This window comes from Nocardia sp. NPDC088792 (genome assembly GCF_044750615.1).
In the GTDB taxonomy this organism is placed as follows: domain Bacteria; phylum Actinomycetota; class Actinomycetes; order Mycobacteriales; family Mycobacteriaceae; genus Nocardia.
In genome coordinates, this window is record NZ_JBIVKC010000008.1 from 461,323 (window position 1) to 480,794 (window position 19,472).

At 67.2% G+C, this 19,472-nt stretch carries 22 protein-coding genes; 12 read left to right on the top strand and 10 right to left on the bottom strand.

What is annotated here, in order from left to right; all coding sequences use genetic code 11:
* Positions 1–99: 99 nt before the first annotated feature.
* The 4 genes from ACIP5Y_RS44430 (at position 100) to ACIP5Y_RS44445 (ending at position 3,935) form a co-directional block, all read left to right on the top strand.
* The gene (locus ACIP5Y_RS44430; protein ID WP_400359636.1) at positions 100–1,422 is read left to right on the top strand and encodes a sensor histidine kinase; all 1,323 of its coding nucleotides are present in this window, start codon (positions 100–102) and stop codon (positions 1,420–1,422) included.
* Positions 1,423–1,532: 110 nt separating this feature from the next.
* Positions 1,533–1,850 (top strand): hypothetical protein, encoded by a 318-nt coding sequence (locus ACIP5Y_RS44435; RefSeq protein ID WP_400359638.1) that lies wholly within the window; start codon positions 1,533–1,535, stop codon positions 1,848–1,850.
* A 58-nt stretch (positions 1,851–1,908) separates the two neighbouring features.
* Complete coding sequence (locus ACIP5Y_RS44440; protein WP_400359801.1) at positions 1,909–2,613, top strand: response regulator transcription factor; 705 nt, start codon at positions 1,909–1,911, stop codon at positions 2,611–2,613.
* Positions 2,610–3,935, top strand: a complete 1,326-nt coding sequence (locus ACIP5Y_RS44445; protein WP_400359640.1) for a sensor histidine kinase — start codon at positions 2,610–2,612, stop codon at positions 3,933–3,935. Before ACIP5Y_RS44440 ends, ACIP5Y_RS44445 begins: the two co-directional genes overlap by 4 nt.
* Before the next feature lie 387 nt (positions 3,936–4,322).
* On the opposite strand, the gene purE is transcribed toward ACIP5Y_RS44445, so the two are convergent.
* Together purE and ACIP5Y_RS44455 are read right to left on the bottom strand one after the other, a co-directional pair.
* Positions 4,323–4,832 (bottom strand): 5-(carboxyamino)imidazole ribonucleotide mutase, encoded by a 510-nt coding sequence (gene purE, locus ACIP5Y_RS44450; protein WP_397006943.1) that lies wholly within the window; start codon positions 4,830–4,832, stop codon positions 4,323–4,325.
* Positions 4,825–6,048, bottom strand: coding sequence for a 5-(carboxyamino)imidazole ribonucleotide synthase (locus tag ACIP5Y_RS44455; RefSeq protein ID WP_400359642.1), 1,224 nt, complete (start codon positions 6,046–6,048; stop codon positions 4,825–4,827). The genes purE and ACIP5Y_RS44455 overlap by 8 nt, the downstream gene beginning before the upstream one ends.
* 63 nt (positions 6,049–6,111) lie before the next feature.
* On the opposite strand from ACIP5Y_RS44455, the gene ACIP5Y_RS44460 reads away from it, so the two are divergent.
* From ACIP5Y_RS44460 to ACIP5Y_RS44480, 5 genes are all read left to right on the top strand, one after another.
* Positions 6,112–6,654 carry a GtrA family protein gene (locus ACIP5Y_RS44460; RefSeq protein WP_400359644.1) on the top strand — a complete coding sequence of 181 codons (543 nt, stop codon included), beginning with the start codon at positions 6,112–6,114 and terminating at the stop codon, positions 6,652–6,654.
* A gap of 35 nt (positions 6,655–6,689) precedes the next feature.
* Complete coding sequence (locus ACIP5Y_RS44465; RefSeq protein WP_400359646.1) at positions 6,690–7,370, top strand: TetR family transcriptional regulator; 681 nt, start codon at positions 6,690–6,692, stop codon at positions 7,368–7,370.
* Between the two features lie 171 nt (positions 7,371–7,541).
* On the top strand, positions 7,542–8,699 hold the full coding sequence (locus tag ACIP5Y_RS44470; RefSeq protein WP_400359647.1) for an acyl-CoA dehydrogenase: 1,158 nt from the start codon (positions 7,542–7,544) through the stop codon (positions 8,697–8,699).
* A 211-nt stretch (positions 8,700–8,910) separates the two neighbouring features.
* Positions 8,911–9,177 (top strand): hypothetical protein, encoded by a 267-nt coding sequence (locus tag ACIP5Y_RS44475; RefSeq protein ID WP_400359649.1) that lies wholly within the window; start codon positions 8,911–8,913, stop codon positions 9,175–9,177.
* 224 nt (positions 9,178–9,401) lie between these two features.
* Positions 9,402–9,728 (top strand): hypothetical protein, encoded by a 327-nt coding sequence (locus ACIP5Y_RS44480; RefSeq protein ID WP_400359653.1) that lies wholly within the window; start codon positions 9,402–9,404, stop codon positions 9,726–9,728.
* Between the two features lie 9 nt (positions 9,729–9,737).
* Here ACIP5Y_RS44480 and ACIP5Y_RS44485 read toward each other — a convergent pair whose 3' ends face one another.
* The 3 genes from ACIP5Y_RS44485 to ACIP5Y_RS44495 all read right to left on the bottom strand — a co-directional run bounded on the left by ACIP5Y_RS44485 (position 9,738) and on the right by ACIP5Y_RS44495 (position 12,981).
* Entirely contained in the window at positions 9,738–10,031 is a 294-nt protein-coding gene (locus ACIP5Y_RS44485) for a GNAT family N-acetyltransferase (protein WP_400359654.1), read from the bottom strand.
* A 46-nt stretch (positions 10,032–10,077) separates the two neighbouring features.
* Positions 10,078–11,397, bottom strand: coding sequence for an FAD-binding oxidoreductase (locus tag ACIP5Y_RS44490; protein WP_400359803.1), 1,320 nt, complete (start codon positions 11,395–11,397; stop codon positions 10,078–10,080).
* A 123-nt stretch (positions 11,398–11,520) separates the two neighbouring features.
* A complete protein-coding gene (locus ACIP5Y_RS44495; protein ID WP_400359656.1) occupies positions 11,521–12,981 on the bottom strand; it encodes an MFS transporter in 1,461 nt (486 codons plus the stop codon).
* A 148-nt stretch (positions 12,982–13,129) separates the two neighbouring features.
* On the opposite strand from ACIP5Y_RS44495, the gene ACIP5Y_RS44500 reads away from it, so the two are divergent.
* Together ACIP5Y_RS44500 and ACIP5Y_RS44505 are read left to right on the top strand one after the other, a co-directional pair.
* Positions 13,130–13,771 (top strand): TetR family transcriptional regulator, encoded by a 642-nt coding sequence (locus ACIP5Y_RS44500; protein WP_400359658.1) that lies wholly within the window; start codon positions 13,130–13,132, stop codon positions 13,769–13,771.
* A 42-nt stretch (positions 13,772–13,813) separates the two neighbouring features.
* Positions 13,814–14,134: a GroES family chaperonin gene (locus ACIP5Y_RS44505; protein WP_400359660.1), complete on the top strand. Its 321-nt coding sequence runs from the start codon at positions 13,814–13,816 to the stop codon at positions 14,132–14,134.
* Positions 14,135–14,234: 100 nt separating this feature from the next.
* Here the strand turns inward: ACIP5Y_RS44505 and ACIP5Y_RS44510 are convergent, their stop codons facing one another.
* The 5 genes from ACIP5Y_RS44510 to ACIP5Y_RS44530 all read right to left on the bottom strand — a co-directional run bounded on the left by ACIP5Y_RS44510 (position 14,235) and on the right by ACIP5Y_RS44530 (position 18,681).
* Positions 14,235–15,023, bottom strand: coding sequence for an oxidoreductase (locus tag ACIP5Y_RS44510; protein WP_400359662.1), 789 nt, complete (start codon positions 15,021–15,023; stop codon positions 14,235–14,237).
* A gap of 71 nt (positions 15,024–15,094) precedes the next feature.
* A complete protein-coding gene (locus tag ACIP5Y_RS44515) occupies positions 15,095–15,670 on the bottom strand; it encodes a TetR/AcrR family transcriptional regulator (RefSeq protein ID WP_400359664.1) in 576 nt (191 codons plus the stop codon).
* 99 nt (positions 15,671–15,769) lie between these two features.
* Positions 15,770–17,191 carry an NAD(P)(+) transhydrogenase (Re/Si-specific) subunit beta gene (locus tag ACIP5Y_RS44520; RefSeq protein WP_400359666.1) on the bottom strand — a complete coding sequence of 474 codons (1,422 nt, stop codon included), beginning with the start codon at positions 17,189–17,191 and terminating at the stop codon, positions 15,770–15,772.
* 3 nt (positions 17,192–17,194) lie between these two features.
* On the bottom strand, positions 17,195–17,524 hold the full coding sequence (locus ACIP5Y_RS44525) for an NAD(P) transhydrogenase subunit alpha (RefSeq protein ID WP_400359668.1): 330 nt from the start codon (positions 17,522–17,524) through the stop codon (positions 17,195–17,197).
* Positions 17,524–18,681 carry a Re/Si-specific NAD(P)(+) transhydrogenase subunit alpha gene (locus tag ACIP5Y_RS44530; RefSeq protein WP_400359670.1) on the bottom strand — a complete coding sequence of 386 codons (1,158 nt, stop codon included), beginning with the start codon at positions 18,679–18,681 and terminating at the stop codon, positions 17,524–17,526. Before ACIP5Y_RS44530 ends, ACIP5Y_RS44525 begins: the two co-directional genes overlap by 1 nt.
* 326 nt (positions 18,682–19,007) lie before the next feature.
* Here ACIP5Y_RS44530 and ACIP5Y_RS44535 point away from each other — a divergent pair, with 326 nt between their 5' ends.
* Complete coding sequence (locus ACIP5Y_RS44535; protein WP_397006969.1) at positions 19,008–19,451, top strand: HIT family protein; 444 nt, start codon at positions 19,008–19,010, stop codon at positions 19,449–19,451.
* The last annotated feature ends 21 nt before the right edge of the window (positions 19,452–19,472 follow it).

Here is a 19,472-nt window from a genome sequence, read left to right on the forward strand (position 1 = left end):
TCAGCTTCACCCGGATTCTCCGTGCTGCTCCGTGCGCCCTGGCTGTCCCGCAACAAGTCCGGTCCATCCGATAGCTCCGTGAAGCGAGGCATCTCGACGATGAGACGCAGAATTCTGCTGTCGATGGTCGCCGCGCTGACGCTCACCACTCTCGTGCTGGGCGTGCCGCTGGCGTTCACGGCGTGGCAGTGGGTGGAGGACATCACCCGCAACGACCTGCGCACCCGCCTGGATCGCATCGCCGAGGAGGTGATGGCCCAGGAGGGCACGCCCGACGGGCTGGTGCACGGTGAACTCGATGTGCGGTCGGTGCGGCTGCTGGTCCCGGCGGACGGCAAGCTGACCATCGTCTATCCGACGCCGCAGGACAATGCCTCCCGCATCGATATCGGCGTGAACCAGGTGAACGATCCGGTGGTGGAATCGCTGTCCATGGGGACCTCCGGGTCGCTGCGGATGGAAACCCCTGCCGCGCCCATGCATTCCATGCAGCAGCAGGCGCTGTTCGCGGTGTTCGGTCTGGTGCTCATCTCGCTCGGTGCGGGTATCGCGGTGGCGGTGGTGACCGCGCGGCGGGTGGCGGATCCGCTGCGGGATGTGGCGGCTCGGGCCGCGCGACTGGCCATGGGGGATTTCCGGGCCGATCCGCGCCGGCACGGCATCACCGAATTGGACCGGGTCTCCGATGTTCTCGACTCCGCGACGGTGGAGATCGCCGGTCGGCTGCAGCGTGAGCATGCGCTCGTCGCGGATGTGTCGCATCAGTTGCGTAGCCGCCTGACCGCGGTGCGCCTGCGATTGGACGAATTGTCCACGCACAACGATCAAGCGGTGGTGCACGAGGCGGAAGAGGCCATGGCACAGGTGGATCGGCTCACCGATGCCATCGATGAGCTGGTCCGCGCCTCCCGCGACGAGGGTGCGGCGGACCGTGATCCGGTGCCGGTGGTGGCCGAACTGCGCAGTGTGGTCGCCGAATGGCGGCATCCGTTCGCCGAGGCGGGGCGCAAACTGGTGTTGCTCGGCGACCCGACTCTCAAAGCGCCCGTGACGGGTTCGCGGTTGCGGGAGGCGGTGGCGGTGCTGGTGGACAATGCGCTCATGCACGGTGGCGGCACCTGCACGGTGTCGGTGCGGACGGTCACCAGTGGCCGGCTCGACGACCGTGAACCCCTGGTCGTCGTCGAGGTGGCCGATGAAGGCGACGGTGTCCGGGACGAAATGGCGCCGCACATCTTCGACCGGGGGTTCTCCGCCGCCGGTTCCACCGGTGTCGGCCTGGCCCTGGCCCGCGCGCTGGTCGAAGCCGACGGTGGCCGGCTCGAACTGCAACGCCGCCGGCCTGCGCTGTTCGCGGTCTTCCTCGGTTCCAGCACCGGTTCCTTCCGCAATACCGGTGGGCCCAGTACGGAACCGCGCTGACTTCTATCACTTCTCTAACTGTTCGCTAGCGGTCGCTGAGAAGTCGCCTCATACCTTCGGATTCGTCAAGAGGAACCGGCGAACGATCGCCGGCGAACGAAGGAGAAGTCATGCAGAAGCGCAGCGTGCGCCGTGGTGTCGTGGTCGGCGGGCTCGCCGGTGTCGCGGTGGTGACCGCGTTGGTGGTGCCGGGTGTGGCCAATGCCGCACCGGCCACGGCGTCCCCGTCGGACACCATCACCGTCGCGAGGAACGATGACGGCACGGTGTCGGTCGTGCCCGCGTCTCCCGGTTTCCCGCCGGGTGTGGATGCCGTGCCCGCGACGCCGATCCAGCCGGGGCAGCGGGTGCAGATCCGGCCCGGTGACGGGCCCGCGGTGACGGTCGCGCCGCAGCGGGCGATGCCGTCGACGGGCAGTGCGGGCTGATCGTTCGCTGAGAGTTGTCTCAGGTCGCGTCAGTAGGGTCGGTGCCGTGAACAGCCCGATGGCCGGTGTGGTGAGCAGCCCCCGGATTCTGGTCGTGGACGACGACGTACGAGTGCTGGCGTCGGTGGCGCGGGGGCTGCGGATGTCGGGTTTCGAGGTCGAGACCGCGGCGGACGGAGCCGCCGCGCTGCGGCATATCGGCACCGACGCCCCACAGGCCATGGTGCTGGATCTGAACATGCCGGCCCTGGACGGGGTACAGGTGGTGACCGCCCTGCGGTCGCTGGGCAATGACATTCCGATCTGCGTGCTGAGCGCCCGCTCGGAGGTCACCGACCGCATCGACGTCCTGGAGGCCGGCGCCGACGACTACCTGACCAAACCGTTCGACCTGGGCGAGCTGGTGGCGCGGTTGCGCGCAATGCTTCGCCGCGCCCCCACTCCGGCGCCCGAGGGTGACGACCGCATCGTGGTCGGCCCGCTCACCGTCCGCCCCTCCGCCCGCCGCGCCTCCGTCGACGGTGTCCCGCTCGATCTGACCAAACGTGAATTCGATCTGCTGGCAGCGCTTTCGGCCGCACCGGGACAGGTTTTCTCCCGCACTCAGCTCCTGGATCGCGTGTGGGGCTACGACTTCGAGACCCAGACGAAAGTGGTCGACGTGTTCGTCTCTTACCTGCGCCGCAAACTGGAGGCCGGCGGTGCGCCCCGCCTCGTTCACACCGTCCGCGGCGTGGGTTTCGTGCTGAGGCTCGAACCATGAAGCTGCCGGGTTCTTTTCGAGTCGGACGGCCGTTCTCGCTACGCGCCCGGGTCGCGTTGGCGAGCGCGGTGACGGCGGCCGTCGTGGTGGGGGCGATGAGCGCGGTATTGTTCGCGTTCGCGCCGAACGATGCTCGGACACAGGTCGTTTCGGTGGTGAGTGCGCTCGCCGTCACGCGGGCCGACGACGGCACGGCCACCACCGAGAACCCCGTGCCGGGCCACACGGTCGTCGTCCCGGCTCAGCCCGCGGTGCCGCGCCGGTCGCCCGCCGACAGCGGCACCGCACAACCGGCCGTCCCCGCTCTGCCGCTGTCGAATGCGGAGTTCGCGCGCACCGTCCCGGTGGACGGCAGTCCGGTCGTGCTGGCCGTCCCGCAGAGTGTGGCCGCGGATTCCATTACCAAGCAACGCCTTCGCATCATCGCCATCGGTGTTGCCGCGACCGTGCTGGCGGCCCTGCTCGGCTGGTATCTCTCCTCCCGCGCGGTCTCCCCGCTGCGCCGCCTCACCGCCGCCACCGCCGGTCTCGGCGACCGCCTGGAGCTGGACCCGCCGCGGCAGCCCGCCGCCAGCGAGACCGCCGAACTGGCCGACGCCATGAACACCATGCTGGCCCGCATCTCCGACGAGCGCCGCCACACCACCGAAGCCCTGGTCACCGCACGGGATTTCGCCGCCACCGCCGCCCACGAACTCCGCACCCCCCTCACCGCCATGCGCACGGACCTGCAGGTCCTGCGCTCGATGCCGATGTCGGAGTCGGAGCGCACCGAAATCATCGACGAGGTCCTCACCACCCAATCCGCCGTCGAATCCACCCTCGCCGCCCTGGAACGCCTCGCCCAAGGCGACCTGACCACCGAATCCGATTGGGAAGAGCTCGATCTGGGCGAAATCATCGACCAGGTAGTGGACGACGCCACCCGCCTCCACCCCGCAGTCACCATCACCACGACGGCCGTGGACTCCCTCCGCCTCCGCGGCCTGGCCCCCGGTCTCCGCTCGGTCGTCGAGAACGCGGTCACCAATTCCCTGCGTCACGGCGCCGCCACCCGCATCGACATCGCCGCACATCGCCTGCGGGACAAGGTGATCCTGACCATCGACGACAACGGCACCGGCATCCCCGCCGCCGCCCGCCCCCGCGTCTTCGACCGCTTCTATCGCGCCAGCTCATCCCCCGGCAGCGGCCTCGGCCTGGCCCTGGTGGCCCAGCAAGCCCGCCTGCACAACGGCACCGCCACCATCGAGGACAGCCCCCTCGGCGGCGTCCGCCTCACTGTGACATTGATGCCCGGTGAGGCGGCGCCACACCGCTGAGTTTCACCCCTGCGGCTGTTCCCGCACACACGACCCATCCGCATTCCGCTTGATACAGAGCCCCGGGGCCAGCCAGGGCATGGGCCGCCGCGAGCAACTCCCGTTGTCGATGAAGTTCCCATCGCACAACGAGTTGTCCGCCCGCATCGGCATCGCGGCTCCCGCGACGGCGTCGGTACATCCCAACGCCATCACCGCCGCGATCCCGACGCCGACCAGGTTCCGGGTAACCGCACTGGTTCCGATCCGTGGACTCATTTCCGTTCCCCCTAGTTTGTTTCCGCTTGGAAACGTTAGAAGGAAAGAACCCCGCCGATCCACCGAATAATGCTGAATATGCAGGTCAGCGCCCCCTCCGGGCTTTCCGGTCCGGAGGAGACGACAGGCTCAGCCCAGGAGTTGGGTGCGGAGAGCCTGGTCCTTTTCGAGGACCAGCTTCTCCAAGTCGGCCTGGAATTGCTCCATGCGGGAACGCAATTCGGGGTCGGCCGCGGCGAGGATGCGAACTGCGAGCAGCCCCGCGTTGCGGGCGCCGCCGATGGAGACCGTGGCGACCGGGACACCGGCGGGCATCTGGACGATGGAGAGCAGGGAGTCCATGCCGTCCAGGAACTTCAGGGGGACGGGGACACCGATGACCGGGAGCGGAGTAGCCGAGGCGACCATGCCCGGGAGGTGGGCGGCGCCGCCCGCGCCGGCGATGATGACCTGGATGCCGCGGCCCGCGGCATCTTTCGCGTAGTCGAGCATGCGCTGGGGAGTGCGGTGCGCGGAGACCACGCCGACCTCGAAGCGAACGCCGAACTCCGCCAGCGCTTCCGCGGCCGCCACCATGGTGGGCCAGTCGGAGTCGCTGCCCATGATGAGGCCGACCTGGGCTGTGGGGGTGTCAGTCATGATGCGGATCCCATCCGTCGGTCCATACCGCGTGCGACATCCAGTGCGCCGCGCGCTCGGCCAGCTCGCGTGTGGCGGCGACCTCGTCGCCGAGGATATTGATGTGCCCGATCTTGCGGTCGGGGCGTTCGCCCTTGCCGTACAGGTGCACCTTCGCCTCGGGGATGCGGGCGGCCAGATGATGCAGGCGCTCGTCCATGGACATCTCGGGCGCCTCGGCCGCGCCCAAGATGTTGGCCATGACGGTGACGGGCGCCAGCGGCTCGGTGCTGCCCAGCGGGTAATCGAGGACAGCGCGCAGATGCTGCTCGAACTGACCGGTGCAGGCGCCGTCCATGCCCCAGTGGCCGGAGTTGTGCGGGCGCATGGCGAGCTCGTTGACCAGCAGCTCACCCGAGTGAGTTTCGAAGAGCTCCACGGCCATCGCGCCGGTGACGCCCAGTTCGGCGGCGAGCCGCAGGGCCAGCGCCTCGGCCTCGGTGGCCTTCACGTCGTCGAGATCGGGAGCGGGCGCGATCACAACGGCGCACTGGCCGTTGCGCTGCACGGTCTCCACCACCGGCCAGGCGGCGGCCTGCCCGAACGGGGAGCGCGCCACCATCGCCGACAGTTCCCGCTTCAGATCCACCTTGGTCTCGGCCATGAGTGAAACGCCGTGCGCCAGTTGATCTTCCACGAGGCCGGTGGCCTCGGCGGCGTCGGCGGGCATCCACACGCCGCGGCCGTCGTAACCGCCGCGCACGGCCTTCAGCACGAACGGCCAGCCGTGCTCGTCCCCGAACGCCACCGCATCCGAGACCGAAGTCACTTCCGCGAACGCCGGGATCGGCACTCCGAGTTCGGTCAGTTTGCGGCGCATCCGCAGCTTGTCCTGGGCGTAGATGAGGGCCTGTGGCGTCGGCTGCACATTGACGCCCTCGGCGATCAGCGCTTCCAGGTGCTCGGTGGGCACCTGCTCGTGATCGAAGGTCAGGGCATGCGAGCCGACCGCGGCCTTGCGCAGCGCGGTCAGGTCGTCATGGCTGCCGAGCACGACCTCGGGCGTCACCTGCGCGGCCGGGTCGTCCGGCCGTTCGGCGAGCACACGCAGCCGCTGGCCCAGCGCGATGGCCGCCTGATGGGTCATGCGCGCGAGCTGACCGCCGCCGATCATGGTGACGGTGGGCATCGCGGAGGAATCGAAGGAACGGGCGCTCACGCTGGTCAATGTTGTCATGGCACCCACCCCGGCCCTCCCGGCGGGTGCCCGCCGCGAATTCGAGCGACGTAGACTCGTTCCGTGTCATTTGTCGACAAGGTGGTCAACCGCCTGCCCAACCCCGCGCGGGAGCTCGCGGACCGGCATTACGAGCTGATCAAGTTCGCGATTGTCGGCGCCACCACTTTCGTGATCGACCTGGGGATCTTCTACGTCCTCAAGTGGACGGTCATGGATACCAAGCCGACGATCGCCCGCATCATGTCCGGCACCATCGCGGTCATCGCCTCGTACGTGCTGAACCGCGAATGGACGTTCGACAAGCGCGGCGGCCGCGAGAAGCATCACGAGGCCCTGCTCTTCTTCATCGTCAGCGGGATCGGCGTCGGCCTGGCCAGCCTCCCGTTGTGGGTGTCCAGCTACGTCTTCGACCTGCGCCAGCCGAACGTCAGCTTCACCACCGAGAACATCGCCGACTTCTTCAGCGCCTTCATCATCGGCAATCTCCTGCAGATGGCCTTCCGCTTCTACGCCATGAAGCGCTGGGTCTTCCCCGATGAGATGAAGGAACTCCAGGAGGAGTTCGAAGACCTCATCAACGAGGAACAACTCGGCCACAGCTGATCGATCGCTCCGTGCGGCCGGGCTACGGTGTGCGGATGCCTCACGACCTCAATGAGACTGCCCGCCGGCTGACCGTGGTGGATCAGGCGTTGCGCCTGTTCGCGGAAAAGGGTTACGAGGCAACGACGGTCGATGAGATCGCGGAGGCGGCGGGGATTTCGCGGCGGACCTTCTTCCGGCAGTTCCGGTCGAAGGAGGATGTGGTTTTCGCGGATCACGAGTCGCAGTTGCAGCAGGCGCGGGCCTTCTTGGAGAGCACTCCGCTGGATGCGGCGCAAGGGGATCCGTGGGATGCGGTGTGCGCGGCGGTGGTCGAGGTGTTCGAGCGGTTCACGCAGTGGCGGGAGCTGGCCGCGCGGCGGTATCGGGTGGTGCGGCAGGTGCCGGCGTTGCGGGAGCGGGAGATCGTGACCGTCTTCCGGTATGAGCGGTTGTTCACCGATTATCTGCGGAGCCGGTTGCCGGGTTCGTCGGATCTGGCGTTGGTGCAGTTCACGGCGGCGGTGACGGCGACGCACAACTATCTGCTGCGGCGGATGGTGCGTGGGGAGTCGGATGCGGGGGCGGCGGATCTGCGGTCGGCGCTGGCGGGGATTCCGCGGGGTACGGGGGCGGTGCGCGGGGGTGAGGACGAGCTGGTGGTGGCGGTCTTTCCGCGCAGCATGCCGTCCCGGCAGGTCGCTGATCTCCTGGCGCGTCGGCTCGATACGCTGTGAGATGCCCGCAGTGGCGAATCTGACACTGCGTGCCACGCATTGACCGGTAGATACCTGCACGTGGTCGCGATATCGCGGCGTATACTCGGCTTCGAATGGCACTGAGTGCCGCGCAGTTGGAGATGCTGGACAACCAGCGGCGATCCCCCCGACGACCAGGAGACGAACCCCATGGCGGGCAACCCCGACTTCAACCTGTTCCAGCTCGAGGACTTCCACCACGAGCTGCGCGAGGCCATCCGCGGCCTGTCCGAGAAGGAGATCGCCCCGTACGCGAAGGATGTGGACGGCAACGCCCGCTTCCCGCAGGAGGCGCTGAACGCCCTCAACGCGGCCGGCTTCAATGCCGTGCACGTGCCGGAGGCGTACGGCGGCCAGGGCGCCGACTCGGTCGCCACCTGCATCGTGATCGAAGAGGTCGCGCGCGTCTGCGGTTCCTCCTCGCTCATCCCGGCGGTGAACAAGCTCGGCACCATGGGCCTGATCCTGAACGGTTCCGAGGAACTCAAGCACAAGGTCCTCTCCGACATCGTCGCGGGCAAGATGGCCTCCTACGCGCTGTCCGAGCGTGAGGCCGGCTCCGACGCCGCCTCCATGCGCACCCGCGCCAAGGCGGACGGCGACGACTGGATCATCAACGGCTCCAAGTGCTGGATCACCAACGGCGGCAAGTCCGATTGGTACACGGTCATGGCCGTCACCGATGCGGACAAGGGCGCCAACGGCATCTCCTCGTTCCTGGTCCACAAGGACGACGAGGGCTTCGTGGTCGGTCCGCTGGAGCACAAGCTGGGCATCAAGGGTTCCCCCACCGCCGAGCTGTACTTCGAGAACTGCAAGGTTCCCGGCGACCGCATCGTCGGCGAGCCCGGCACCGGTTTCAAGACCGCCCTGCAGACCCTGGACCACACCCGCCCGACCATCGGCGCGCAGGCCGTCGGCATCGCCCAGGGCGCCCTGGATGCCGCGATCGCTTACACCAAGGACCGCAAGCAGTTCGGCAAGACCATCGCGTCCTTCCAGAACACCGAGTTCATGCTGGCCGATATGGCCATGAAGATCGAGGCCGCCCGTCTCATGGTCTACACCTCGGCCGCCCGCGCCGAGCGTGGCGAGAAGAACCTCGGCTTCATCTCCGCCGCGGCGAAGTGCTTCGCCTCCGATGTGGCCATGGAGGTCACCACCAACGCCGTCCAGCTCTTCGGCGGCGCCGGCTACACCACCGACTTCCCGGTGGAGCGCATGATGCGCGACGCCAAGATTACCCAGATCTACGAGGGCACCAACCAGATCCAGCGCGTCGTCATGAGCCGTCAGCTGCTCCGCTGATCCCGCACTGATCCAATACCTCTTCTTCCGGAGGCGGTTCCGAGTTCCACTCGGTCCGCCTCCGTTCCCGTTTCCGGGCGGGCCGAATTCCGGACCGGAAACCCGAAAGTTCCCCCTGAGCAGCGCATTCCAGGCCCGTTGACGGTCCCGGCGGTATTCACCCGACCCGATTCTTCCTAACGTTTCCACCAGGAAACATCTAGGAGGAGACATGACTCCACGATTCGGAACCCGCACTGCCGGAAGGATTCTGGCGGGAGCCGGCATCGCCCTCGCCCTGTCGTTCGGGGCCCTCCCCGCGGCCACCGCCACCGCCGGCGCGCCGACCCCCATGCGAGACGGCTACTGGACCTGCGACGAGTACTACACCGACGACGGCACCTGCGCCCACTGGACCTGGATCTGGCAATACCAATGGGTCTGCACGGTCTACAACTGGGACGGTTCCTGCGCCTACTCGCAAACCCAGGCCTACTGACGCGGTGGTGGATCGGTTGGCTGCGGAGTGAACTCTCAGCGTGTCGTGGTGCCGCGCCATACGGTGAGGTGAATTCGTTTGAGTTGCTGAAGGTTTGCTTTGGGGCCGGGTTCGCCGCCGATGTGCGGTGTGGGGGTTCGCCGGGGCTTGTCTTGACGGATTCCCGCGGTAAATCGGAGGTTTGAGGGGTGTTGGTGTGGGAATGCCGGGGGCACTATGGACCCATGGCCGGAGTCGAAATCAACGACACATTCGTTCGGCGCACACTGGCCGACGGACGGGTGGAAGAGGTCGCGTGGACGGAGCTGGCGGAGGTCCGGTTGATCACGACGGCGGACGGGCCGTTCGCCGATGACGTGTTCTTCGTGTTGATCGGGGCGACGGGGAAGGGTTGTGTGGTGCCGCATTCGGCGGCCGATACCGCGTTCCTGTCGAAGTTGCAGGCGCTACCCGGATTCGACAACGAGAAGGTGCTGGAGGCGATGCTGACCGTCGCCGACCGGCAGTTCCTGGTGTGGCGCCGGCCGCTCCCGCGCCAGCGCCTCAACTAGGCGCGCGAACTACCCGACCAGGTCGGCGTATTCGGGGTTCGCCGCAATGTACTTCTCGACATACCAGCAGGTGGGGATGATCGAGAAGCCTTGTGCGCGGGCATCGTTCAGCGCGAATTCGACGACCTGCGCCGCCACGCCGCGCCCCCGGAACTCGGGGAAGGTGAGGGTGTGCTGGATGTCGCGGATCTTCTTGTCGCCCTCGACGCGCTCCGCGTAGTCGGCGTAGCCCGCCAGGGTGTCGTCGAGATAGATCTCGTAGCGGGTGGCGTCGGTGTTGTGTTCCAGCCTGGTACTGCTCATGTCGGGTGAAAACTCCCTCGGGACGGTGATTTGTTCCGGCAGTTACTCAGAGCACGGCTCCGGGATTGAGTATCCCGTGCGGATCCAGCGCGTCCTTGATGCGACGCGTGAGCGCCATCACGTCCGGCCCGAGCTGATCGGGCAGCCACGCCTTCTTGAGCCGCCCGACGCCGTGCTCCCCGGTGATGGTGCCGCCCAGCCCGATCGCGAGGTCCATGATCTCGCCGAAGGCCAGATGCGCGCGCTCGGATTCGTCCGGGTCGTTCGGGTCGTGCACGATGAGCGGGTGGGTGTTGCCGTCACCCGCATGCGCGATGACGGAGATGAGCACGTCCCGGCGCCGCGCGATCTCGGCGATCCCGTCGACGAGATCGCCGAGCCGCGGCAACGGCACCCCGACGTCCTCCAGCAGCAGCGGGCCCCTGCGCTCCACCGCGGGAATGGCGAATCGCCGCGCGGCGCAGAAGGCTTCGCCCTCGTCCGGATCGTCGGTGCGGAAAGCCTCTGTCGCCCCGGCCTTCTCACAGGCCGCGAGCATGATGTCGGCCTCGTGTCCGGCGAACTTGCCGGGCGCGTCGGATCGGGCGACCAGCAGTCCGGCCGCGTCCCGGTCCAGTCCCATACGCAGTTCGTCCTCGACGGCATTGATGGCGACCGAGTCCATGAATTCCAGCATGGAGGGCCGTAATTCGCCGGTGATGGCGAGGATCGCCGAGGTGGCGGCGCTCAGTGTCGGGAAGGTGGCGACGACGGTGGACTGCGGCGGTTGTGCGGGCAGCAGCCGCAGCGTGAGCTCGGTGATGATCCCGAGCGTGCCTTCGCTGCCGACGAACAGCTTGGTCAGCGAGAGCCCCGCGGAATCCTTGAGCCGGGGCCCGCCCAGTCGCACCACGGTCCCGTCGGCCAGCACGACTTCCATGCCGAGCACGTAATCGGTTGTGACACCGTATTTCACGCAGCACAGCCCGCCGGCATTGGTGGCGGCGTTCCCGCCGATGGAGCAGATCTCGAAGGACGACGGATCCGGCGGATACCAGAGCCCTTGTTCGGCGACGGCGCGTTTGACTTCGGCGTTCAAGAGTCCGGGTTGCGCCACCGCGGTCCGGGTCACGGTGTCGACGCTGATCTCCCGCATCTTCTCGGTGCTCAATACCAGCGCCCCGTGCTGTGCGGTGGCCCCGCCGGACAGGCCGGTCCCGGCCCCGCGCGGCACGATCGGCATCCGATGCTCGTGTGCCCATCGAACGGTTGCCGCGACGTGTTCGGTGGTCAGTGGCCGGACCAGCGCGAGCGCGGTCCCCGCGTCCGGATCCAGCGCCCGGTCCTGTCGATAGGCGTCGAGGATATCGGGATCGGTGACGACCATGCCTTCGGGCAGCAGGCTGCGCAGGGTATGGATGTCGGCGGCAGAACGGTTCGGGTCCACTCTCCGAAAGTAGCCGAATGGGGTGTGACATCCCGCGGATGTCACACCCCTATTCTCCGGTTTTCAGTTGCTGCGAGCCGCCCGCGGCAGGGCCAGCGCCGCCGCCAGTACGACGGCCAGCACCGCGACGCCGCCGATGGCGGCCATCTCCATGGCGGTGACGTATCCGCCGATGCTGTGGTTGTTGCCCAGCGCGGTGAAGAAGATCACGCCGAGAACCGTTGCGCCGATGGCGTTTCCGAACTGCTGCGAGGTGGTGAGCACGCCGGCTGCCATGCCGGCCTGCTTGGCGGGAATGCCCGACGACATGACGGCCCCGACCACCGAGGGGATGGTCAGCCCGTTGCCGGTGCCGACGATCATCATGCCGGGGATGAGGGCGAGCGCGGTGACGTCGCGTCCCATGGTGATCAGCACGGTGAGGGTGATGCCCAGTCCGATGAGGCTGGTGGTGGTGCCGAGCACCATCACCCGGTTGCCGATGCGCCGCGCCACCCGCGGTGCGAGGAAGAACGAGGCGCTCGCGAAGCACACGCCGAGCGGCGCGAAGGCCAGTCCGGCTCGCAGCGGCGACAATCCGAGCCCGTTCTGCAGCATGAGGGTGAGGCACAGCATGAATCCGGCGAAGAAGGTCAGGTATCCGCCCGCGATGACCAGTCCGAGGCTGAAGCCGCGTTCGCTCACCATTTCGGTGTCGAGGATGGGTTCACCGCCGCGGTTCCGCAGCCGGGCTTCGTAGCGCAGGGTGAGCAGCAGCACCGGAATCGATGCCAGCATGCTGATCCAGGTCCACGCCGGCCAGCCTTCGGGCCGGCCCAGGGTGATGGGCACCAGCAGTAGTGCGAGGGCGGCCGAGATGCCGAGCGCGCCAATGGGATCCAGCTTGGGCCGGTGGGTCTGTTCGTGCTTGGGCAGCCAGCGGAAGGCGAGCAGTGCGGCGGCGAGTCCGATGGGCACGTTGATGTAGAAGATGCTCCGCCAGCCCCAGCCGAACAGGTCGAGGTCGAGCAGGACGCCGCCCAGTACCTGTCCGGAGACGGCGCCGATGCCGATGGTGGCGCCGAATGCGGCCATGGCGCGGGGCCGTTCGTGCGGCGGGAAGAGGGTGTTGATGAGGGCCAGCATCTGCGGCACCATCAGCGCCGCGGTGGCGCCTTGCAGGATGCGGAATCCGACGAGGGCCCAGGCGTTGGGTGCGAGGCCGCACAGCAGTGAGGCGGCGGTGAAGGCGAGCATGCCGATGACGAACAGTCGCCGGTGTCCGTGCAGGTCGCCGAGTCGTCCGCCGGTGATGAGCCCGCTGGCATAGGCGAATCCGTAGCCGCCGACGATCAGTTCGAGTGCGGCTTCGCCGGCGTGCAGGTCGTGCTGCAGTGAGGAGGCGGCCACATTGACGACGAACCAGTCGAACATGGCCATGAACATGGCGGTGAGGATGACCGGCAGGACGCGCCACCGGGCGGCGAATTCCGTGTCGCCGAGCGCCGGAACCGTTGTGGCGGTCCTGTTTTCGAGAATGGTCACGACAGTCTCCCGTTGGGGAAGCAGGGGTGGGAGGGGGTTGGCGCGCCATTGCGCCGGAAGCTTTCGAGGGTTGTAACTAACCGGTTGGTTGAAGAATTCCATTCCCATCCCCGCCTTGTCAACCAATTAGTTGGTTACCATCGGAGGCATGGCTGCTACCAGGGATCCGGAGGCTACGAAGGCCCGTATCTTCGAGGCCGCGACGGACGAGTTCGCCCGATACGGCATTGCCGGCGCCCGCATGGACCGCATCGCACGCAATGCCAAGGCCAACAAACAGCTCATCTACGCCTACTTCGGCGATAAGGAAACCTTGTTCCGGCAGGTGCTGGAGAAGACGATGCTGCAGGTCGCCGCCTCGGTCACCACCGATATCGAGGACCTGGACACCTGGATCGACCAGCACATCGACTACCACCGCCGCCACCCCGAGCTGCTGCGCCTGCAGATGTGGGAGGCCCTGGAACTGGGCCCCGGCCAGGCCTCCGCGACCGAGCTGCGCTGCAGCCGCTACCAGGAGAAGCGCGAGAAGGTGGGCGTCGCGCAGGACAAGGGCCTGATGCGGCAGGATATGCCGCCCGGTCAGGCGCTCATGCTGCTCATGAGTGCGATCAACTATCCGCTGGCGCTGCCGCAGGTCGCCGAGTTCCTCGTCGGCCCGGACGCCGATCCGGAGGAGGTGCGCGCCTGGACCAAGGACGCCATCCGCCGCATCGTCGCTCCGCCGGAGCGGAATGACTCGGCTCCGCCGGAGCGGAATGACTCGGTTCCGCCGGAGTCGAAGGACTGATACCCGCGCGGTGTCCCGGCGCCCGCGCAGTACACTGCCGCGGTGCCCGATCCCAAGCTAGAGATTCAAATGCTGCACGACCGCGTCATGGTCAAGCTCAATCAGGATGCGGGCGAGCGGCGCAGCAGCGGTGGCATCCTCATTCCGGCCACCGCACAGGTGGCCAAGCGCCTGTCCTGGGGCGAGGTGTGCGGCGTGGGTTCGCATGTCCGCGCGGTGCAGGTGGGCGATCAGGTGCTCTTCAGCGCCGAGGACCAGTACGAGGTCGAGATCCAGGCGCAGGCGTATTACATACTGCGGGAACGTGATCTGCACGCGGTGGCCAACGAGCGCTCCGAGCACGGCACCGGCCTGTACCTGTAGCCGCTGAGCTGTCTCCGTAATGCCGACGGCCCGTGACCCTTTCGAGTGCACGGGCCGTTCCTGCGCGGGCAGCCGCTGGGCCGGGGACCGCCCGCCGCGATCAGACCGTCTTGACGGTGCCGCCGTCGATGACGACGTCCGCGCCGTTGATGTTTCCGGCGCGCTCGGAGGCCAGGAAGGCCACCAGCGCGGCCACTTCGGCGGGTTCGCTGATGCGTCCGGTGGCGACGCCGAACTGCCCGGGCATGGCCGCCACGAACTGCTCCTGCGTAATGCCGTTGGCGGCGGCCATTTTCGCCCCGATATTGTCCTCGGACAGCCATATCGCCGTGGCCACCGGCCCGGGCGCGACGGTGTTCACTCGCACGCCCTGCGGCCCGAACTCCTCGCTGAGCCGCTTGCTGAAGGCGGTGAGCGCGGCCTTGGCCTCGCTGTAGCCGGCCGGTCCCACCGCGGGCAGCCGGGAGTTGATCGAGGACACGGTCACGATGGCGCCGCGCCGCGCGATAATGCTGGGCAGCGCCGCGCGGGTGGTGGTGACGACGCCGAACAGGTTGAGGTCGAACAGGTTTCGCCACTGCTCGTCGGGAATGTCGAGCACGCCGCCGAGGACGAGATGTTTCGCGTCCCCGCCGCCGACATTGTTGACCAGGATGTCGATCCCGCCGAGTTCGGCGAGCGCTCCCTCGACCGCGGTGCGTGCGCCTTCGCTGGTACTGAGGTCGGCGGAAATGGTTGCGGCCGCGACTTTTTCGAGTTCGGGCGTGATGGTGCGGGCCACGCCGACGACGCGAACTCCTTCGTCGGCGAGGGCTTCGGCGACGGCGAGCCCGATGCCGCGGCTGGCGCCGGTGACGAGAGCGGTCTTGCCGTGCAGTCCGAGATCCATGATGCTGCCTTTCTTGAACTTAAGGTCAAAAATTGGGGTAGAAGAAAAGGCCGCGGGTAGCGGCCCGGAATTCAGAGTGCGGCGAGTGCGGTGTCGATGATCCGGTACAGCACCGCGGCGTCGCTGGACTTGGCCAGCACTCGCATGCCCTGGATGGTGTTGAGCACGAACTCGGCGAAGGCGCGTGCATCGGTCCCGTCCCGCACGTCGCCGTCCCGCAGTCCCTGTTCGATGCGTTCGGTGAACGCATCGGCCATGTGCCCGTTGGCGATCTGGACGGCGCGGGTGGCCTCCGCGTCGAACGCCGCGAGTTCCAGTGCGGTGTTGGCGATCAGGCAGCCGCGCTTGACCGGTTCGGTCTGGTCGGAATCCACCGTGAATCGCATCCATGCCCGGAGTCGTTCGCGCGTGCTTCCCGGCTGCGCGAGCGTGTCGCGGCACAGGGCAACGCCGATCCGGTCGTACTCCGCGAGTGCCAGCTCGAACAGCTCCCGCTTGCTTCCGAAGGTGTTGTACAGACTGCCTTTTCCGACTCCCATCGCCTCGGCGAGTTGTGCGGGAGAGGTGTTGGCGTAGCCATGGGTCCAGAACGTCTCCATCGCACGCTCGATGGCGGTGCCGGTGTCGAAGTTGCGTGGCCTGCCCATATGGCAACCGTACAAGTTTTGGACCTGTAGGTCAATAATTGGCGGAGAGAATCGGCCCGCACCCCTGGGTACGGGCCGATTCGCCTGTCCTGCAGTTGCTTACAGGGCCTTGAGCTCCTCGGTGACCGCACCGACGGACTTCTTGGCGTCGCCGAACAGCATGGAGGTGTGGTCGGCGTAGAACAGCGGGTTGTCGATGCCGGCGAAGCCGGAGTTCATCGACCGCTTGAGCACGATGACCGACCGGGCCTGATCGACGTTCAGCACCGGCATGCCGTAGATCGGCGAGGACGCGTCCTCGCGGGCGGCCGGGTTGGTGACATCGTTGGCGCCGATGACCAGGGCGACATCGGTGCGGGCGAATTCGCCGTTGATGTCGTCCATTTCCTTCATGGCGTCGTACGACACTTCGGCCTCGGCCAGCAGCACGTTCATGTGCCCGGGCATGCGACCGGCGACCGGGTGGATGGCGTACTTGACCTCGACCCCCTTGGCCTCGAGCAGCGCCGCCATCTCCTTGACCGCGTGCTGGGCCTGCGCGACGGCCATACCGTAGCCGGGCACCACGATGACCTGGTTGGCGTAGGCCATCTGGATCGCGGCATCGGCCGCGGAGGTGGCCTTGGCCTGCTTCTGCTCGCCGTCGCCGGAGGCGCCGGGAGCCGTTCCGCCGCCACCGAATCCGCCCGCGACGATGGCGGGGATGGACCGGTTCATGGCCTTGGCCATCAGGTTGGTCAGAATCGTGCCGGATGCGCCGACGATCATGCCCGCCACGATCATGGCGGTGTTGTTCAGCGCGAGACCCGCTGCGGCGGCGGACAAACCGGTGAGCGCGTTGAGCAGCGAGATGACGACCGGCATATCGGCGCCACCGATCGGCAGCACCACCATGAGGCCGAGTACACCGGCCAGCACCAGCACCGCGATCATCCAGTACTGCGGCACCCCGCCGTTCATGGCGCCGATACCGATGACCACGGCCGCGGCGACCGCACCCGCGAACAGCAGCAGGTTCAGCGGCTGCTGCAATCGGCCCAGGGTGATCGGCTTGCCGGGCAGGATCTCCTGCAGTTTGCCGAAGGCGATGACCGAGCCCCAGAAGGAGATCGAGCCGATGATCGCCGCGAACAGCGAGGCGATCGTGATGTGCACGGTGGGGGATTCCCCGTGGGTGAACTTCGAGAACCCGGTGGTCTCATCGAATTCCGCCCAGGCGATGAGTGCCACGGTGCCACCGCCGACGCCGTTGAACGCGGCGACGAGCTGCGGCATGGCCGTCATCTTGGTGAACTTGGCGGGTGGCACGCCCAGCAGCACACCGACGACGAGGCCGGCGACGATGAGGATCCAGTTGTTGGTATTGCGGATGGAGATGAGCGTCGCGACGACCGCGATCACCATGCCGGTGGCCGCGATCCAGTTGCCGCGCACCGCGGTCTTGGGCCCGGTCAGGCCCATCAGACCGTAGATGAACAGTGCGAAGGCAAGGATGTAGAGAACGTTGACCAGATTGTCCATCGGTTACTCGCCCGCCTTCACAGTGCTCTTCTCCTGCGCGGCAGGCTTCTTCGACTTGAACATGCCGAGCATGCGGTCGGTGACGACGAAACCGCCGATGACGTTCAGGGTTCCGAACACCACCGCGATGAACAGGATGATCTGCATGAGCACGGACGGGTGCTCGACCTTGCCGAACACGACCAGCGCGCCGAGCACCACGATGCCGTGAATGGCGTTGGTGCCGGACATGAGTGGGGTGTGCAGGGTGTTGGGCACCTTGGAGATGACGGCGAAGCCGACGAATCCGGACAGCACCAGGATCGCGATGTTCGCGAGGAGTTGGGTGTACATCAGGCTTTCACCTCGGGTTCGGTCTTCTCGCGCGTCACGCAGGAGTCCGCCAGCACCTGATCCTCGAAATCGGGCGCCAGCGCACCGTCTTTCAGCATGAGTTCGAGCAGGGCCGAGATGTTCTTGGAGTACAGCTCGGAGGCGTGTTCCGGCATGGTCGCGGGTAGGTTCAGTGGTGAGGCGATGGTGACCCCGTGGCGCACAATGGTTTTGCCGGGTTCGGTGAGCTCGCAGTTACCGCCGGTCTCACCGGCCATGTCCACGATCACGGAACCGGGCTTCATGCCCTCCACGGCGGCGGCCGTGACGAGCCGCGGCGCGGGCCGCCCGGGCACCAGCGCGGTGGTGATGACCACGTCGAACCCCTTGATAGCGTTCTCCAGGGCCTGCTGCTGCTGGGCGCGTTCGTCTTCGGTGAGTTCGCGGGCGTAGCCGCCTTCACCGGCGGCGTCGATGCCCAGGTCCAGCCATTGCGCACCGACCGAACGCACCTGGTCGGCGACCTCGGGGCGGACGTCGTAGCCGGTGGTGCGCCCGCCGAGTCGTTTGGCGGTGGCGAGGGCCTGCAGCCCGGCGACGCCCACGCCGAGGACCAGCACGGTGGCGGGTTTCACGGTGCCGGCGGCGGTGGTGAGCATGGGGAAGAAGCGGGTGGATTCGGAGGCGGCCAGCAGCACGGCCTTGTAGCCGGCGACGTTGGCCTGGGAGGAGAGCGCGTCCATGACCTGGGCGCGGGAGATGCGCGGGATCGCTTCCACCGCAAAGGCTTGTACGCCCGCGGCTTTCAGCGCGCCGATCTTGGTGTCGGCATTGCGCGGGGCGAGGAAGCCGATCAGCGTCTGCCCGGCGGACAGTTTGGCGATTTCGGCATCATTGGGTGCGGCCACCTTGACCACGACGTCGGCGCTCCACGGGTCTCCGATGGTCGCGCCCGCGTCGGTGTAGGCATCGTCGGGAATCAATGCGCCCAGACCGGCACCGGCCTCGACGATCACTTCCACGCCCTGCTTCAGCAGCGAGGGAATGATCTTCGGCACCAATGCGACACGTCGTTCGTCCGCGTTGGTCTCGCGAACCACGCCGACGCGCGCGCTGCGTGGAACGCTCGAATCAGCGCCGCGGGGCGCAGCCGTCTGTGCGCTCTGCGTTGTGTCCACTTGTCAAACTTCCTTCTCGTGGTGAGCCCAGGCCACCCTGTTGCCATGATGGGCCGTGTCACCGGTCCAACGGTGGGCTGAACTTACTTTTGGGTAAGTTCGTGAGAATTCTCGCAACTGTACCCGGTTCGCGGTGAGCGTAGCGGAGACAGGCGTCACATGGTGTGGCGAGAAATCCGGACAACTCCATGCTCGGCGGCACTCTTATCGGCGACAAGTACGAACGATCGAGTGGGCTACCTACCGGTGGGTGAGTGCCCAGTTGAGGCGGCCGAAGCGTGCGCCGGGGGTGTCGCGCATCACCTTTACACCGTAACCTCTGCCCTGTGAGTGGCTGTATCTTCTGCGAGATCGTGGCGGGCCGCGCGCCCGCGACCAAGATCTACGAGGACGACACCCTGTTGGCGTTCCTGGACGTCCGGCCCATCACCAGGGGACACACCCTGGTCATCCCCAAACAGCATGCGAGCGATCTCGACGAGCTCGATCCCGCGCTCGCCGCCCACGTCTTCGCGTTCGGGCATCGCCTCGCCAAGGCCGTGCGCCGCGGCGACCTCGGCGCCGATGCCGCCAACCTGTTGCTCAACGACGGCAAGGCCGCCTTCCAGACCGTGCATCACGTACACCTGCACGTCATCCCGCGGCATCGCGGCGACACCCTGATCTTCGCCAAGGGTTTCGTGCTGCGCCGGCCGCACGACCGGGAATCCACCGCGGCCGCCCTGCGCGCCGGCCTGGACCGCCTCGCCGCCGAAGACAAGGCCGTCTGAGCAGACAAGGCCGTCCGAATT